We start from the raw sequence: 15,863 nt of genomic DNA, 5'->3' as shown, positions 1-15,863 counted from the left end.
GATATGTTGAATGGAACTAAACCGACTCGTTTTTTCTTGCTGGGTTTCTCGGCAGCAGGCCAGAGGCAAGGGGCATTTCCTGAGAGTTACGTGCGGCGCGTTTACCCTGCCCCCCATACGCCATGGATATTTCACTCAAAGTATGTAAGTCCCCGGAAAGGTCTGAAAGGATCCATAAAACTGGATACGTCCGAGACGGCGTTTTTTTGTAGGCCAATTCCTTTATCGCTGTGGGTTGGGTCTCTGCTTGCTAATGCTTGGGGGTGAATGCTATGCCAACTAGTAAACGACTAGGCTATTGTGCTTGCTCTAAATAATTCGAACAGCGAAATTGGACTTTCTCATGAATAAAGTGCTGATCGTGGATGATCATCCCGTCATTCGTCTTGCTGTGCGTATGCTAATGGAACGTCATGGTTATGAGGTCGTTGCCGAGACCGATAACGGTGTCGATGCGTTGCAACTTGCGCGGGAGCATATGCCGGACATTGTCATACTGGATATTGGGATACCCAAACTTGATGGCCTGGAAGTTATTTGCCGGCTGTCCTCTACCAAACAACCTGCGCCGTTCAAGGTGCTGGTGCTTACGTCCCAGGCCCCTGGCCATTTTTCCATGCGCTGCATGCAGGCGGGGGCTGCCGGCTACGTGTGCAAGCAACAGGACCTGACCGAGTTGCTGAGTGCGATCAAGGCGGTCTTGTCGGGCTACAGCTACTTCCCGAACCAGGCGCTGAACTCGGTACGCTCCACCATGGGCAATGCCAGTGAGGCTGATATGGTCGAGCGCCTGTCGGGACGGGAAATGATGGTATTACAGCAGCTGGCCAGGGGCCGAACCAACAAGGAGATCGCCGACGGCATGTTCCTCAGCAACAAGACCGTCAGCACCTACAAGACACGTTTGCTGCTCAAGCTGAACGCACGCTCCCTCGTAGACCTGATTGAACTGGCCCAGCGTAACGGCTTGGTATAGAAGAGGGCAGCGCACCACGCATTGCTTGGATAAACGGCAGAAAAAAGCCTCCGTGAGGGAGGCTTCCGGCCGTCAACCGTTCGATCAGAGATCGAAGTCGTAATCGGCCAGCTGTTTTTGCAAGCGTCTTTCTTCCAAAAGGTTGTCGATGGTGCGGCGTTTGCTCAAATTGGTCTTGGCGACCTCTGCCACTGGTGCCTCGGCCACATCGTCATCCGATTCAACGAGGTCGTCTTCCACTTCCAGTTGTTCTTTGCCAGTGCTCATAAGGTTCACTCCGGGCTAAGACTGCCGTTGGCGCTCCTTATAACGATAATCCATGATCCGGTAAAAAAGATTTTTTCAATCGACTGATCGAGAAAACCAATGATCCCTCAATCGTCGGACGTTTTTTCCTTGTATTCGCACAAGTCTTCGATGCGACAGCTACCACAACGCGGCTTGCGAGCCTGGCAAACATAGCGCCCGTGAAGGATCAGCCAGTGGTGGGAGTCCAGCAGATAGGGCTTGGGCACGAACTTCATCAGCTGCTTTTCCACCTCCACCACATTCTTCCCGCGGGCGATGCCGGTGCGGTTGCTGACCCGGAATATGTGGGTGTCCACGGCCATGGTCAGTTGCCGGAATGCGGTGTTGAGCACCACATTAGCGGTCTTACGGCCAACGCCCGGCAGGGCTTCCAGTTCTTCACGGGTTTGCGGCACTTGACTGCCATGCCGCTCGACCAGCAGGCGGCACGTCTCGATAACGTTCTTGGCCTTGCTGTTGTACAGGCCAATGGTCTTAATGTACTCCGATAACCCGTCCACACCCAGGGCATAAATCGCTTCCGGTGTGTTCGCCACGGGATACAGCTTCGCCGTGGCCTTGTTGACGCCTACGTCGGTGGATTGCGCCGACAGGATCACCGCAATCAGCAACTCGAACGGCGTGGTGTAAGCCAGTTCGGTCTTGGGTTCCGGATTGTCTTCGTGAAGCCTGCGGAAAATTTCCAGGCGTTTTGCGGCGTTCATGGGGTGGGGCGTTCCTAGGAGTCAGTCGGCGGGATTGTAGCAATACACGCAGCAGGTTTTTGCGGATCAGATGTTGCCATGGGCATCGACTTGGCGCTGCGCCTCGTCGAGGTTATGTTGTGCCTCGGCCAGTTGCTGCGCGTCGGCGTTCAAGTCCTGGGCTTTCTTCAATTCCGCACGGCGCATCGCCAGCTGGATTTTGGCGCGTTTCAGGTCGGCCATATTCATGGTCGTACCGACGGCCTTCGATGCGGTGCCCGGTTCCAGGGTCGCCAGCGCTTGTTCTGCTGCTTCGTACTGCTGCTGCAGGACAATCAACTGCGCCTGTTGTTCATAGGTTGGCGGGTGACCGAAAGCCTTCAAGGATTTATGCAGTTGGGCGCGACTCATTGCGACCGTGATTTTGGCTTTTTTTATCGCCGCATCCTGTGCGGTACCGACCTCTACAGGTAAAACCGGTACTGAGCGTTTGGCCCGAGCCAGGCGTTCGGCGAGTTTTTGCGCTTCTTCCCGCTGCAGCCGCGCATTGCGATGTTCATAACGCCGCCTTGCGCGGTCGCGCTTGAGCCCTCGTTCATGGCGTTGCTGATCATTGGCGGCCAGGCCGCCGACAATTGGCAATACGGTCGCTGTCGGGCGCATTTCAATGCAGTCTACGGGGCATGGCGCAACGCAGAGGTCGCAGCCGGTGCACTCGTCGATGAGCACGGTGTGCATCAGCTTGGCCGCGCCAACAATGGCATCCACCGGGCAGGCCTGGATGCATTTGGTACAGCCGATGCACTCGGCCTCGCGAATATAGGCGATCTGGGCCGGCGCTTCCCCTCGGCTGGTATCCAGTTCCAGCACTGGCACATGCAGTAGTTGCGCAAGGCCAGCAATGGTCTCCTGTCCGCCAGGCGGGCACTTGTTAATCGCCTCGCCTTGAGCAATACCCTCGGCGTAGGGTTTGCAGCCGGGATGCCCGCATTTGCCGCACTGGGTTTGCGGCAGCAGCGCGTCGATACGTTGAATCAGATTCATGGGGTGATCATTGGCATGCCGTTGAGCGAACGGGCGTGTTGTGGAGTTGTAGGAGCCCGGCAAGCCGGGCTCCTACAGTAGACCTAATTCGCTTGCAGCAGGCCCATGGGCTTACTTGATCCGTTGACCCGGCTTGGCGCCGCTGTCAGGGCTCAGCAGGTAGATCTCTTCGCCGCCAGGGCCGGCCGCCATGACCATGCCTTCGGAAATACCGAACTTCATTTTCCGTGGCTTGAGGTTGGCGATCATCATGGTCAGCCGACCGTCGAGCTTGGACGGGTCTGGGTAAGCGCTCTTGATCCCGGAGAACACGTTGCGTTGCTCGTCACCGATGTCCAGTGTGAGGCGCAGCAGCTTGTCGGCCCCTTCCACGGCTTCAGCCTTGACGATCAGCGCGACACGCAGGTCCACGGCAGCGAAGGCATCAAAGTCGATTTCCGGCGAGATCGGATCTTTGGCCAGCTCACCGTTGCCGGCTGGCGCAGCCGAGCCGGTGTCTGTCTGGCTGGCGACCAGGTCTTCTTTCGAAGCGTCGGTCATGGCCTGGACTTTAACCGGGTCGATACGGGTCATCAGCGGCTTGAACTCGTTCAACTGATGGTTGCTGAGCAAGGTGGCGTGATCGTTCCAGGTCAGCGGCGCCACATTGAGGAACGCCTCGGCATCCGCGGCCAGCAATGGCAGCACCGGCTTGAGGAAGATCACCAGTTGGCGGAACAGGTTGATGCCCGTGGCGCAGATCGCCTGGACTTCCGCCTGCTTGCCTTCCTGCTTGTTCAGCGACCACGGCGCCTTGTCGGCGATCCACGCGTTGGCGCGGTCGGCCAGGCCCATGATCTCGCGCATGGCGCGGGCAAAGTCGCGGGCTTCATAGGCGTCGGCGATGCTTGGCGCAGCGGCCAGGAACGCTTCCGTCAGTTCCGGCGCGGCGTTCTCGGCCACCAGTACACCGGCGTTGCCCTTGTGGATAAACCCGGCGCAACGGCTGGCGATGTTGACGACCTTGCCGACCAGGTCCGAGTTGACCTTCTGTACGAAGTCTTCCAGGTTCAGGTCGAGGTCATCGACGCCACGGCCCAGCTTGGAGGCGTAGTAGTAGCGCAGGTATTCCGGCGACAGGTGGTCCAGGTAGGTGCGCGCCTTGATAAAGGTGCCACGGGACTTGGACATCTTCTGGCCGTTGACCGTCAGGTAGCCATGCACCGCGATGCCGGTTGGCTTGCGGTAGCCCGAACCTTCAAGCATCGCCGGCCAGAACAGGGCGTGGAAGTTGACGATGTCCTTGCCGATGAAGTGGTACAGCTCGGCGGTGGAATCCTTGGCCCAGAAGGCATCGAAGTCCAGCTCAGGCGTGCGATCGCACAGGTTCTTGAAGCTGGCCATGTAGCCGATCGGCGCGTCCAGCCACACATAGAAGTACTTGCCCGGCTCGCCCGGGATCTCGAAGCCGAAGTACGGCGCATCGCGGGAGATGTCCCACTGCTGCAGGCCGGCATCCAGCCATTCGGCGATCTTGTTGGCCACGGCGTCCTGCAGCGTGCCGCTGCGCGTCCAGCTTTGCAGCATCTGCTGGAAGTCCGGGAGCTTGAAGAAGAAGTGCTGGGAGTCCTTGAGCACCGGGGTGGCGCCGGAGATCGCCGACTTGGGATCCTTCAAGTCTGTCGGTGCATAAGTTGCACCGCATTTTTCGCAGTTGTCGCCGTACTGGTCTTCGGTGCCGCATTTCGGGCAGGTGCCCTTGATGAAGCGGTCGGCCAGGAACATTTTCTTTTCAGGGTCGAAATACTGCGTGATCGAGCGCTGGGCGATGTGCCCGGCGTCTTTCAAACGTAGGTAGATCTGGCTCGACAGCTCGCGGTTCTCGTCGGAGTGGGTCGAGTGGAAGTTGTCGAAATCCACCAGGAACTCGGCAAAGTCGGCGCTGTGTTCAGCCTGCACATTGGCGATCAGTTGTTCCGGGGTGATGCCTTCCTTTTCGGCGCGCAACATGATGGCCGAACCGTGGGCGTCGTCCGCGCAGACATAAATGCATTGATTGCCGCGATGCTTCTGGAAGCGCACCCACATATCGGTCTGGATGTACTCAAGCATATGGCCAAGATGGATCGAACCATTGGCATAGGGCAGGGCGCTGGTGACGAGGATCTTGCGTGGCTCGGACATGGGGCTCGGCTACTTGATGAAACGGAGGTCGGCCACTATAAAGCGCCGGGAAATATATTTCACCCCGTGGCGCTGTTTCAGAATCCTCCGAACCTGCGAAAGCATGCCGTTGGGCTGCTGGAACGGTTAGGATAGCCGCCTGTTTCAGTCAGTCTTTTTCGGGAGTAGCCCATGAGCGCCGTCAATCGCGCAGCGGTGGAAGCCGTTCTTCGCCAGTACACCGACCCCTATTTGAGCCAGGACCCGGTCAGTTCCGGCTGTGTGCGCGCCATCGAAGTCCACGGCGACCAGGTGTCGGTCCAGTTGGAATTGGGCTATGCCGCAGGCCTTTTCAAGAACGGATGGGCGCAGATGCTGCAAATGGCCATCGAAGGCCTGGACGGCGTACGGTCGGCCAAGGTCGACATTCAATGCGTGATCGCCGCGCACAAGGCCCAGGCGCAGATTCCGGGTCTGGCCAACGTCAAGAACGTTGTAGCCGTGGCGTCCGGCAAGGGCGGCGTGGGTAAGTCCACCACGGCGGCCAACCTGGCCCTGGCCCTGGCTCGTGAAGGTGCGCGCGTGGGCATTCTCGACGCGGATATCTACGGCCCGAGCCAAGGTGTGATGTTCGGCATCGCCGAAGGCACGCGGCCGAAGGTCAAGGACCAGAAGTGGTTCGTGCCTATCGAATCCCTGGGCGTGGAAGTGATGTCCATGGCTTTCCTCACCGATGACAACACGCCGATGGTCTGGCGCGGGCCGATGGTTTCCGGCGCGTTGCTGCAACTGGTTACCCAGACCGCTTGGGGCGATCTGGATTACCTGGTGATCGACATGCCGCCAGGCACCGGCGATATCCAGCTGACCCTGGCGCAGAAAGTCCCGGTGGCCGGCGCGGTGATTGTCACCACCCCCCAGGACCTGGCGCTGCTCGACGCGAAAAAAGGCGTGGAGATGTTCCGCAAGGTCAATATCCCGGTGCTGGGCGTGGTTGAGAACATGGCGGTGCATATCTGCTCCAACTGCGGCCACGCCGAGCACCTGTTTGGTGAGGGCGGTGGCGAGAAGCTGGCGACTCAATACGGTGTGGAACTGTTGGCCTCGCTGCCGTTGTCAATGCTGATCCGTGAGCAGGCGGACGGCGGCAAGCCCACCGTAGTAGCCGAGCCGGATAGCCCGGTCGCCATGATCTATCAGGAGCTTGCACGTCACGTGGGCGCGCGAATCGTCCTGCAGGAAGCCGCAGCGCCGGCCATGCCGACTATTACCGTCAGCGACGACTGAGGGTGATGCAGGGAAAAAGCCTCGACCCTGTCGGGGCTTTTTCATGTCTGGAGGACGGTCAAGCGGTGTCTGTTACGCATTTACGCAATTGGTCGTGTAAGCATTTACTTACTTTTTCGTAAGTGATTGGTTTTTTTACCCGTCTTGTGCGGCCCAGTTCTTCGAGAGCTTTTTCTATCTAATTGAAATATAACAATTAATTATTTCATGGTTTCCGCGAGAGCCTGTCAGCCAATGGGTTAGAAGCCTTTGAACTTCCTATGGAACTCTCTAACATCAGCCCTGTGTCCACGGATTGGCACAGCCATCAAGGAACGATGGTTGAAGGAACGTCGCAGGATGCGATTCATCAGGATGATGAAAAGGAATAAAGGGACTAGGGAAAAAATGTGGGCGGGTCATACCGCCCCTTTTTTTTGCCTGTAGAAAAGTGAAACCCGCCATCCAGGAACGCGAAAAGGCCCGCAAGGGGCCTTTTTAGGGGGAGGCGACGTTATTAGCGTTCGAGCTCTGCAATCTTACCTTTTTTGCCATCCCACTCCGCTGCGTCCGGCATCGGGTCCTTGCGCTCAGTGATGTTCGGCCAGATTTCCGCCAGCTCGACGTTCAACTGAATAAATTGCTGCATCTCTGCCGGGACTTCATCCTCGGAGAAAATAGCGACGGCCGGGCATTCAGGCTCACACAGGGCGCAATCGATGCACTCATCCGGGTGGATAACCAGGAAATTCGGGCCTTCGTAGAAGCAGTCCACCGGACACACTTCTACGCAGTCGGTGTACTTGCACTTGATGCAGTTGTCGGTGACGACGAAGGTCATTTCTAATTTTCTCCTCAGGCGGCGGCAGCGAAACCCCTTATGGCGGGGTCCGCGAGGTTCGGGAGCGATAGTCTGCAGGCCAGGCTAAAAGCCCGCAGCATCCCAAACCGCGCGAGATAATATCAGCTTGCAAGCGTCTGCGTTAGACCCGTGTCTTCAGTGCATAGAGCAATTCCAACGCTTTTCGCGGCGTCAAGTCGTCCAGGTCAAGCTTTGCCAACTCATCCAGTACCGGATGGGGCAGGCTCGCGAACATATCGCTCTGGTGCGGCGCGGCTGGCTTGTTGGAGGCTTTGGCAGCGCTGGTGACCACGGTTTCATGGGGCAGCGCCGTGGTTTCCAGCCGGCTGAGGTGCTCGCGAGCGCGGGTGATTACGTCGTTCGGCACACCGGCCAGTTGTGCCACGGCCAGGCCGTAACTCTGGCTGGCAGGCCCCGGCAACACATGGTGAAGGAACACGATGCGCTCGTTGTGCTCGGTGGCGTTCAAGTGCACGTTGGCCACCAGTGGTTCGCTCTCCGGTAGAACGGTCAGTTCGAAATAGTGGGTGGCGAACAGCGTATAGGCGCGCAAATGCGCCAGGCGCTCGGCCGCCGCCCAGGCCAGGGACAGGCCGTCGAAGGTGCTGGTGCCGCGTCCCACTTCGTCCATCAATACCAGGCTGCGTTCGGTGGCGTTGTGCAGGATATTGGCGGTTTCGCTCATTTCCACCATAAAGGTCGAACGGCCACCGGCCAGGTCATCGCTGGAACCGATCCGGGTGAAAATGCGATCAACCAGTGACAGCTCGCAACTCGCGGCCGGGACAAAACTGCCGATATGCGCGAGCAACACAATCAAGGCGGTCTGACGCATATAGGTGGATTTACCGCCCATGTTCGGACCGGTGATGACCAGCATGCGGGTGTCGTCGTCCAGCGACAGGTCGTTGGCGACGAACGGCGTGGTCAGCACCTGCTCTACAACAGGGTGGCGACCTTGCACGATACGCATGCACGGCTCGCTGACAAAACGCGGGCAGTTCAGGTCAAGGTTCAGCGCACGTTCGGCCAGGTTGCTCAGCACGTCCAGTTCGGCCAGGGCGGCGGCGGTATCCTGCAACGGCGCCAGTTGGCTGATCAAGTCTTCCAGCAACGCTTCGTAGAGCATTTTTTCCCGAGCCAGGGCGCGGCTCTTGGCGGACAGTGCCTTGTCTTCGAATTCTTTCAGCTCCGGCGTGATAAAACGCTCGGCGCCTTTGAGGGTCTGGCGACGTTGATAGTCGATAGGTGCCGACTCGGCCTGCTTGCTGGGCAACTCAATAAAGTAGCCATGCACGCGGTTATAGCCGACTTTCAGGTTGGCCAGGCCGGTGCGGGCTTTTTCGCGGGCTTCCAGGTCAATCAGGAACTGCCCGGCGTTTTCGCTCAGGGATTGCAGTTCATCCAGCTCGCTGTCGTAACCGGTCTTCAATACGCCACCGTCGCGGATGATCGCGGGCGGGTTGTCGATGATGGCTTTTTCCAACAGCGCCGCCAGTTCCGGGTAGGTGCCAGCGGTTACCGCAAGCTGTTGCAGGTGCGGCGTATCCAGTTCAGTCATCGCGACCTGCAGTTGCGGCAAGGCGCTGAGGGCGTCGCGCAAGCGCGCCAAGTCACGCGGGCGCGCGTTGCGCAGGCCGATCCGCGCCAGAATGCGCTCGATATCGCCGATTTCCTTCAACTGCGGCTGCAGCTTTTCAAAGCGATAGCCGTCCAGCAGGCAGGTAATAGACGACTGACGCGCTTGCAGCACGCTCAAGTCCCGCAACGGACGGTTCAGCCAGCGGGTCAGTAAACGGCTGCCCATGGCGGTCTGGCAACGGTCAACCACCGATTGCAGGGTGTTATCGCGTCCGCCGGCCAGGTTGGTGTCCAACTCCAGGTTGCGACGGCTCGCACCGTCGAGCACAACTGTGTCGTCCAGACGCTCATGGCGCAGGCTACGCAAATGCGGCAGGGCCGTGCGCTGGGTTTCCTTGGCATAGCCAAGCAAGCAACCGGCAGCACCAATGGCCAGGGTCAGGGTTTCGCAGCCGAAGCCTTTGAGGTCCTGCACCGAGAATTGCTGGCACAGACTTTTCAACGCCGAATCGCGCTCAAAATCCCACGGTGCACGACGCTTGGTCCCACGACGTTTTTCCGCTGGCAAGTCCTTCGGCCAATCATCCGGAATCAACAACTCCACCGGATTGATGCGCTCCAACTCCGCCAGCAGATTCTCCCAGCCCTTGATCTCCAGCACAGTGAAGTTGCCACTGGTGATATCCAGCACCGAAAGCCCGAACAGACGCTCATCACCCAGCACCGCGGCGATCAGGTTATCGCGACGCTCATCCAGCAGCGCTTCATCACTCACCGTCCCCGGCGTAATAATGCGCACCACCTGACGCTCAACCGGCCCTTTACTGGTGGCCGGATCGCCGATCTGCTCACAGATCACCACCGACTCGCCCAGCTTCACCAGCTTGACCAGGTAGCCTTCCAACGAATGGTAAGGAATCCCACACATCGGAATCGACTGCCCCGCCGACTGCCCACGCGCGGTCAGGGTGATGTCCAGCAACTTGGCGGCCTTCTTCGCGTCTTCGTAGAAGATCTCGTAGAAGTCGCCCATGCGATAGAACATCAACTGATCAGGGTGCTGGTTTTTGAGGCGCCAGTACTGCTGCATCATCGGGGTGTGGGAGGACAGATCGGAGGTGTTTTTACTCATTGGGTAATAGGCAAATTCGTTGAAAGTGATGGGGCAAACGTGGGGCACTCGGCCCAGCTGATTTTGCAATGGGCGCAAGGTTAACACGCGAGGTTGGGGGTTCGCAGTCCACATCAATATAGGTAGGTCGGCCCGGTAAATGCACGATTTATGCATAAGAATGCAAATTAGCATTTGCCAACCCCAAAAACTCTCGTCACTATCCCCGTTATGCAAAAACGCAACGTTTCTATCGTCTTAAGAGAACTGCTGGACCGCGACCGGATCTCCCCCACGGAGCTTCACCGGCGCACTGGCGTGCCTCAATCCACTTTATCCCGGATCCTCAGCGGCAAGATCGTTGATCCGTCGGACAAGCACATCTCGCGCATCGCCGAGTACTTCCGCGTGAGCACCGACCAATTGCGCGGGCGTGCGGCAGTGGGGGCTTTGCGCGATGATGGGCGCGACCCGATGCACTCGGAACTCAAGGACATAAGCCTGTGGGACGACGACACGCCCGTTAATGATGACGAGGTGTCGATCCCCTTTCTGCGCGAGGTTGAATTGGCTGCTGGATCAGGAAGATTCGTCATCGAGGAAAGCGAGAAGGCCAGCCTGCGATTTGGCAAGCGCAGCCTGCGGCATAACGGTGTGCAGTTCGACCAGGCCAAGTGTGTGACGGTGCGCGGCAACAGTATGTTGCCGGTGTTGCGTGATGGCGCGACGGTTGGTGTGAATGCGGGCAAGAGTGGCATTGGTGACATCGTCGATGGCGACCTGTACGCCATCAATCACAATGGCCAATTGCGCGTGAAACAGCTCTATCGCCTGCCTTCCGGGATTCGCCTACGCAGTTTCAACCGTGATGAGCATCCGGATGAGGACTACAGTTTTCAGGATATCCAGGATGAGCAGATCAGCATCCTCGGTCATGTATTCTGGTGGGGCATGTACGCCCGTTAACCGTCCTCTGTAAGACAAAGCCCACCAACGAGTGGGCTTTTTTTCGTCTGAAAAACGACAAAGCCTTTGCCTGCAGGGCTTCAAATGCATCTGTGCATTTTATGCGCAGAAATAAATGCATTTATGCATTGACTGTATATGCATACATGCATATTCTCCATCTCAAGCCAGCCAACATGGTCTGGTGGAGGCGGCAAGGATGCTGCCAAGGAAGACAAGGAAGGCACGCAACATCGGCAAGGATGCCATCTGAGCGATGGCAGGGACGCCAAGTAACACCGGCAAGGATGCCGACGCTCTTTAGTTTCATCACGTTACAAGAACAGGCAGCGATGAACCGGCCTTAACGGTTCAGAGGGTTGGCAACTGACCCGGGTGTGCAGCGTAAAGCACCAGAAGCAGTTATCCGGCAGACAGGGATCGTGGTCGGAAAAACATTGAGGAAAGAACCGTACCGCGCCAGTAGCGCCGACAGTTCGAAGCGGGACCGCATTACTGAAAAGCCCGGGCAACCGGGCTTTTTGGAATGCCTACCTATAAATGGATTTACCCAGATACCGGCCCCTTGCCGGCATGCTCAGCCAGGAGGCGTGACATGACAAACGAGCAGCAAGTGTTAGCGGAAATGCCTGTCTGGCTGGTGATCGCACTGGCCCTGGTGGGTGGGGTGTCCGGCGAAATGTGGCGTGCCGACAAGGAGGGCGCTCGCGGTTGGTCGCTGATCCGGCGCCTGGCGCTGCGGTCCGGGGCGTGCATGGTCTGCGGGGTATCGGCGTTGATGCTGTGCTACGCCGCCGGCATGTCGATCTGGACCGCCGGCGCCATAGGTTGCCTGACCGCCATGGCCGGCGCGGACGTGGCCATCGGCCTCTATGAACGCTGGGCGGCCAAGCGCATTGGGGTCAACGAGCCCCCGAACTCTCGCCCGGATCAGCAGTAACCGCTGCAAGGATGCAAGCAGATGACACTTCTCGAAAAACCTTCCCAACTGCCCGTGGCGATTGCGGACGCGCTGAAAAGCGCTTTCCCACAACTGCTAGTAGGCAACCACCAGGACTTCTCCGGAACAGGAGATAAAACCGGGATTTTGATCAGCGTGGAGCGCAACGGCCCGGGCGTTCGCTCCCTTGCCGGGCGCAAGGCACACGCTTTGTCAGTTTCACTCAAGGCCATGGTCGCCAGCGGGGCTGCGCCCTTTGACGCCTGCGACCTGGCCAGCCAATTGATGGACTTGGCCCTGGATAACCGTTGGGGCCTGCCGCCCGATCAGTGCGATTTGCCCACCGCGATTGTCGCGGCACCTTCCGCACTCACCGGCGCGGAAACGGACTACGACACCTGGAGCGTGTCTTTCACCCAAAACCTCTATCTCGGCCCGTCACTGCTCGAAGATCCCACAGGTAAACCGCTGTTTGCCCGCACCTGGGAAGTCACGAATATCGACGATCCGGATCAATACCGCCCGTTGCAGGAGTAGTCCATGCATTGCTACGGGATAGCCTCGGCCTGGTCTCGATACTGCCAGATCGCAACAGTAGCTTCCAAGCCAGCCAAGGCCCCCACTGCTCGCACGAGCGGGAGGGGGCTTGGCAGATAAATAAACGGACTTGCAGATGTTGAACGAATTCAGATGCGGTAACTGCAAAAGACTTCTCGCCCGTACGGGTGGGTTTACAGAGCTCCAGATCAAATGTTCCCGATGTGGGACGCTGAATCATGTGAAGGCCACGAGCCTCGAGCAATCGCCCATGAGCGCCATACGCCCAATACAGAGGCCTGAACTTAAATCAGCTAAGTAACGGAGTTTAAAATGGAAAACGCAAATTCGGCGTCTCAAACCTTGCAAGATCTTTGGACCCAAGTGCAACCGGTGGATAACACCGGCATGCTTAGGCGCGTGGTTTTTGGGGACGGCAAGTTTTATGCGGCTGGTGGCAACGGTCTTCCCACAACCACTCAGCTTGTCAGCGGAGGCGCGACTGGTACAGCTTGGACCAAGCTTAAGGACGTCGTCACCTCTGATAGCGGAAAGGTCCTCAACGACCTGTACTGGAACGGTCTTGGGACACAGCTTCAAGCCCTTTCTCAATCCGGCAGTGTGGTCTACGGCAGCACAGCACGCCCTGAAAGGGCTTGGACAGACATTACGGCAACTGTTCGCGCGTCCGGAGACTTGCAAGGCGTTGTGTATTATCAGCCAATTAACGGCAGCAACACGACCTGGATACTGGTTGGGTCTAACGGTAAAGTCTTTTCCCGTTATGGTGATTGGTCAGGCCAGGTGGAGCGCACTACGACCTTCACTTCTAGCGAGACTGTGTACTGCGTCAACGTCATTGGCGTTTTTGTGTTGGTTGCGGGATCGAATGGGAAGCTGCTTAGCGCTGTGAAGATGGCGACAAATGATTCGCAATCATTCTCGACCGTAACCAGCACCTTCGGCACTAGCACTATCCTTTCCATGAAGCTTTGCAACGGGAAAATGTTTATCGTTGGTGCGGATGGCAAGATGGCATATTCATCCGATGGGCTTAACTGGACTGCTGTTGAAGATACCAGTTTCGGTGGAACCATCATCCGCGACATTGCTTACGGTAATGGCAAGTATGTAGCTGTCGGCGACGGCGGCAAGACAGCCGTTTCCGAGGATGGGATCGGCTGGGTTCAGCAAGTCAACACTTTCGCAGGAACCGATATCCGGAGCGTCGCCTACGGCAACGGCAATTTTGTAGCTGTTGGTGCAGGCGGCAAGATTGCTTACTGGACTCCATGATCTTCTATCTCCTTGCGTAATAGAGCCCAGCCGTCGCGCTGGGCTTTTCTCGTTATGAGGCAAGGAAAATGTCCGGCACTATCCAGTCCAGCAACTGCGTGCCGGGCGTTTCCGGCTGGAAGCTCAATACCGTCACCGGTGAGTTCGAGATTAACTCTTGCACCCGCGGCAGCGCGGCCAATGCGCCAGAGCGTCAGATGGTGTCGGTCGAAGTGGCCAGCTGGAGCAAGTACGACCTGCCCAAGAATACCGCCAACCTGCTCCAGTTCATGCAGGCCGAGCTGCAGAAGCTCCCCGAGCGGTATCGCCATGTCGCCGAATTCGAAGAGCTCGATGCGAGCTACGGCGATGAGTCGTTCAATTCCCGCCTCTTCCTAACCTACGCCCGACTCGAAACAGAAGAAGAGCTGGCCGATCGCCTGGAGAAGGCTAAGGTTGCCGGTACACGGGTCAGCATCAAGAACGGCTTGACGACTGTCATCCACGATGGTGTTGTACGGTACATGATCGGCAAGCTGGACCAGCCAGATCCTGAACCGCCTGATCCCTTCAAGGTTGATGACGCAAGGGCCTATATCAACGAGGCCACCATCTCTGACGCAACAATCGACAACAGTCTCGCAGCGAATTGGTCTATTCGAGTTAAGTTAGGCTCATATGGCCGACCATACGCAGCCGGTTTTGGCATGGGCGAGCTTGAGGGCTTCGAGTTTAACCTGGACTAACAGGTCAAAGAGGTGATCCGCTCCGAGCTTCGCCAGGGCGGACTGCTCTGGCGTTCACGCTAATTCACGGCCTGCCACTGAGCGAGCCTTTTCGTTTTCGACTCCACCACACCCATTGCTCCGAGCTGGGAGTTCTGCTGGAGCTGACTTATTTGTACAGGTCGTACCTCGGCCACTTTTCTCTATGAAGTGGCGATGGTGGTACCGGCACTGTGTTGCTGGTGGTCTGTGGTGTTGCTCCACGGCCACGCAGATGCACACACCCGCCAGATGGTGTGCCAATGACGACCATTGCCTACAAAGATGGCGTGATCACCAAGAGTCAAACCCATGCTCATGACGCTTCCCCAACTGCTTCAGGTGATGCCTGGCGCCCGTGCGCGTGCGGGCCTGTTTTTAACCGCCCTGAATGCAGCGTTCGTTCGCTACGAGATCGACCGCCCACTACGCATCGCCGCCTTCCTCGCCCAGGTCGGCCACGAATCCGCCGAGTTGCGCCATGTGCGCGAACTGGGCAGTGATGCGTACCTGAGCAGGTACGACACCGGCCCGTTGGCCGCGCGCCTGGGCAATACCCCGCAAGCCGATGGCGACGGCCAGGCATACCGGGGCAGGGGGCTGATCCAGATTACCGGTAGTCACAATTATCTGGCCTGCAGCCGGGCATTGTTCGGCGATGACCGTTTGTTGCGCGAGCCGATGCTGCTCGAGTTGCCCCAATGGGCCGCCGCCTCGGCCGGCTGGTTCTGGCAGAGCAATGGCCTGAACGAGCTGGCTGACAAGGGGCAGTTCACCACCATCACGCGGCGCATCAACGGCGGGCTCAATGGGCTGGAGGATCGCCTGCGGCTGTGGGCGCGGGCGAAGGCGGTGTTATGCGTTTCCTAAATGTGTGCCGGCTGATAGGCGTGGGCCTGCTGGTGGCGGTTGTCTGGCAGGTGCAGGCATGGCGGTACTCGGCGCGGATTGAACATTTGTCGGCAACACAGATCCAGGCCGCTCTGCACCAGCAACAGTTTGAGCACGAGCAACGGCTGGCCCTGGAGCAACAACTCAGCGCCAGCGACACACAACATGCTCGGGAGTTGAGCGATGCGCACCATCACCAGGCTGTTCTGCGCGATCGGCTGGCCACTGCTGATGTGCGGTTGTCAGTCCTTCTCGACGCTTCCAGTGACTGTTCAGTGCCAGCCACCACCCCCCCCCGGCGGCGTGGTTCATGCAGCCCCGCGAGCCCGACTTGACCCGGCGCATGCTCAGCGAATTATCGGGATCACCGACGACGGTGATAACGCCCTGATCGCCTTGCGCGCCTGTCAGGCGTACGTGCGCGCCGTCGCCCGCTAGCTTCTTGAGACAGTCCGTCACTTGCGCGTGCGATTGGCTCCTGTAGGGTAGGCAAACCCCCGCCTACGTCTGGAGACG

15 protein-coding genes and 1 pseudogene are annotated in these 15,863 nt (G+C 58.3%); 10 read left to right on the top strand and 6 right to left on the bottom strand.

What is annotated here, in order from left to right:
* Positions 1-343: 343 nt before the first annotated feature.
* Positions 344-976, top strand: a complete 633-nt coding sequence (locus tag BFP95_RS18450; protein WP_010212736.1) for a response regulator transcription factor — start codon at positions 344-346, stop codon at positions 974-976.
* 84 nt (positions 977-1,060) lie between these two features.
* Here BFP95_RS18450 and BFP95_RS18445 read toward each other — a convergent pair whose 3' ends face one another.
* The 4 genes from BFP95_RS18445 to metG form a co-directional block, all read right to left on the bottom strand.
* Complete coding sequence (locus BFP95_RS18445; protein WP_058423775.1) at positions 1,061-1,243, bottom strand: PA3496 family putative envelope integrity protein; 183 nt, start codon at positions 1,241-1,243, stop codon at positions 1,061-1,063.
* A 107-nt stretch (positions 1,244-1,350) separates the two neighbouring features.
* Positions 1,351-1,989 (bottom strand): endonuclease III, encoded by a 639-nt coding sequence (gene nth / locus BFP95_RS18440; RefSeq protein WP_065872514.1) that lies wholly within the window; start codon positions 1,987-1,989, stop codon positions 1,351-1,353.
* Between the two features lie 66 nt (positions 1,990-2,055).
* Positions 2,056-3,075, bottom strand: a complete 1,020-nt coding sequence (rsxB, locus tag BFP95_RS18435) for an electron transport complex subunit RsxB (protein ID WP_256530429.1) — start codon at positions 3,073-3,075, stop codon at positions 2,056-2,058.
* Between the two features lie 48 nt (positions 3,076-3,123).
* Complete coding sequence (metG, locus tag BFP95_RS18430) at positions 3,124-5,175, bottom strand: methionine--tRNA ligase (protein WP_065872512.1); 2,052 nt, start codon at positions 5,173-5,175, stop codon at positions 3,124-3,126.
* A gap of 171 nt (positions 5,176-5,346) precedes the next feature.
* Here metG and apbC point away from each other — a divergent pair, with 171 nt between their 5' ends.
* Positions 5,347-6,441: an iron-sulfur cluster carrier protein ApbC gene (apbC, locus tag BFP95_RS18425; protein ID WP_065910513.1), complete on the top strand. Its 1,095-nt coding sequence runs from the start codon at positions 5,347-5,349 to the stop codon at positions 6,439-6,441.
* A gap of 496 nt (positions 6,442-6,937) precedes the next feature.
* On the opposite strand, the gene fdxA is transcribed toward apbC, so the two are convergent.
* Both fdxA and mutS read right to left on the bottom strand, forming a co-directional pair.
* The gene (gene fdxA, locus BFP95_RS18420; protein ID WP_065872510.1) at positions 6,938-7,261 is read right to left on the bottom strand and encodes a ferredoxin FdxA; all 324 of its coding nucleotides are present in this window, start codon (positions 7,259-7,261) and stop codon (positions 6,938-6,940) included.
* Between the two features lie 142 nt (positions 7,262-7,403).
* Positions 7,404-9,995 carry a DNA mismatch repair protein MutS gene (mutS, locus tag BFP95_RS18415; protein ID WP_065872509.1) on the bottom strand — a complete coding sequence of 864 codons (2,592 nt, stop codon included), beginning with the start codon at positions 9,993-9,995 and terminating at the stop codon, positions 7,404-7,406.
* 210 nt (positions 9,996-10,205) lie between these two features.
* Between mutS and BFP95_RS18410 the strand changes: the two genes are divergently transcribed.
* From BFP95_RS18410 to BFP95_RS29070, 8 genes and pseudogenes are all read left to right on the top strand, one after another.
* Positions 10,206-10,940 carry a LexA family transcriptional regulator gene (locus tag BFP95_RS18410; protein ID WP_005785382.1) on the top strand — a complete coding sequence of 245 codons (735 nt, stop codon included), beginning with the start codon at positions 10,206-10,208 and terminating at the stop codon, positions 10,938-10,940.
* A 595-nt stretch (positions 10,941-11,535) separates the two neighbouring features.
* Entirely contained in the window at positions 11,536-11,880 is a 345-nt protein-coding gene (locus BFP95_RS18405) for a phage holin family protein (protein WP_065910512.1), read from the top strand.
* Between the two features lie 21 nt (positions 11,881-11,901).
* Positions 11,902-12,417 (top strand): hypothetical protein, encoded by a 516-nt coding sequence (locus BFP95_RS18400; RefSeq protein ID WP_065872507.1) that lies wholly within the window; start codon positions 11,902-11,904, stop codon positions 12,415-12,417.
* Between the two features lie 136 nt (positions 12,418-12,553).
* Positions 12,554-12,739 (top strand): zinc finger domain-containing protein, encoded by a 186-nt coding sequence (locus tag BFP95_RS29075; protein WP_083207058.1) that lies wholly within the window; start codon positions 12,554-12,556, stop codon positions 12,737-12,739.
* 11 nt (positions 12,740-12,750) lie between these two features.
* Entirely contained in the window at positions 12,751-13,713 is a 963-nt protein-coding gene (locus tag BFP95_RS18395) for a hypothetical protein (RefSeq protein WP_065872506.1), read from the top strand.
* Positions 13,714-13,781: 68 nt separating this feature from the next.
* A complete protein-coding gene (locus BFP95_RS18390; RefSeq protein ID WP_139115314.1) occupies positions 13,782-14,438 on the top strand; it encodes a DUF1983 domain-containing protein in 657 nt (218 codons plus the stop codon).
* Positions 14,439-14,768: 330 nt separating this feature from the next.
* A complete protein-coding gene (locus BFP95_RS18385) occupies positions 14,769-15,326 on the top strand; it encodes a glycoside hydrolase family 19 protein (RefSeq protein WP_065872505.1) in 558 nt (185 codons plus the stop codon).
* Positions 15,314-15,785: pseudogene (locus BFP95_RS29070) on the top strand (lysis system i-spanin subunit Rz). Before BFP95_RS18385 ends, BFP95_RS29070 begins: the two are co-directional and overlap by 13 nt.
* The last annotated feature ends 78 nt before the right edge of the window (positions 15,786-15,863 follow it).

Origin of the sequence: Pseudomonas sp. 58 R 12, assembly GCF_900005865.1 — a bacterium.
GTDB lineage: Bacteria > Pseudomonadota > Gammaproteobacteria > Pseudomonadales > Pseudomonadaceae > Aquipseudomonas > Aquipseudomonas tritici.
This window is presented reverse-complemented; position numbering and strand designations above follow the sequence as displayed.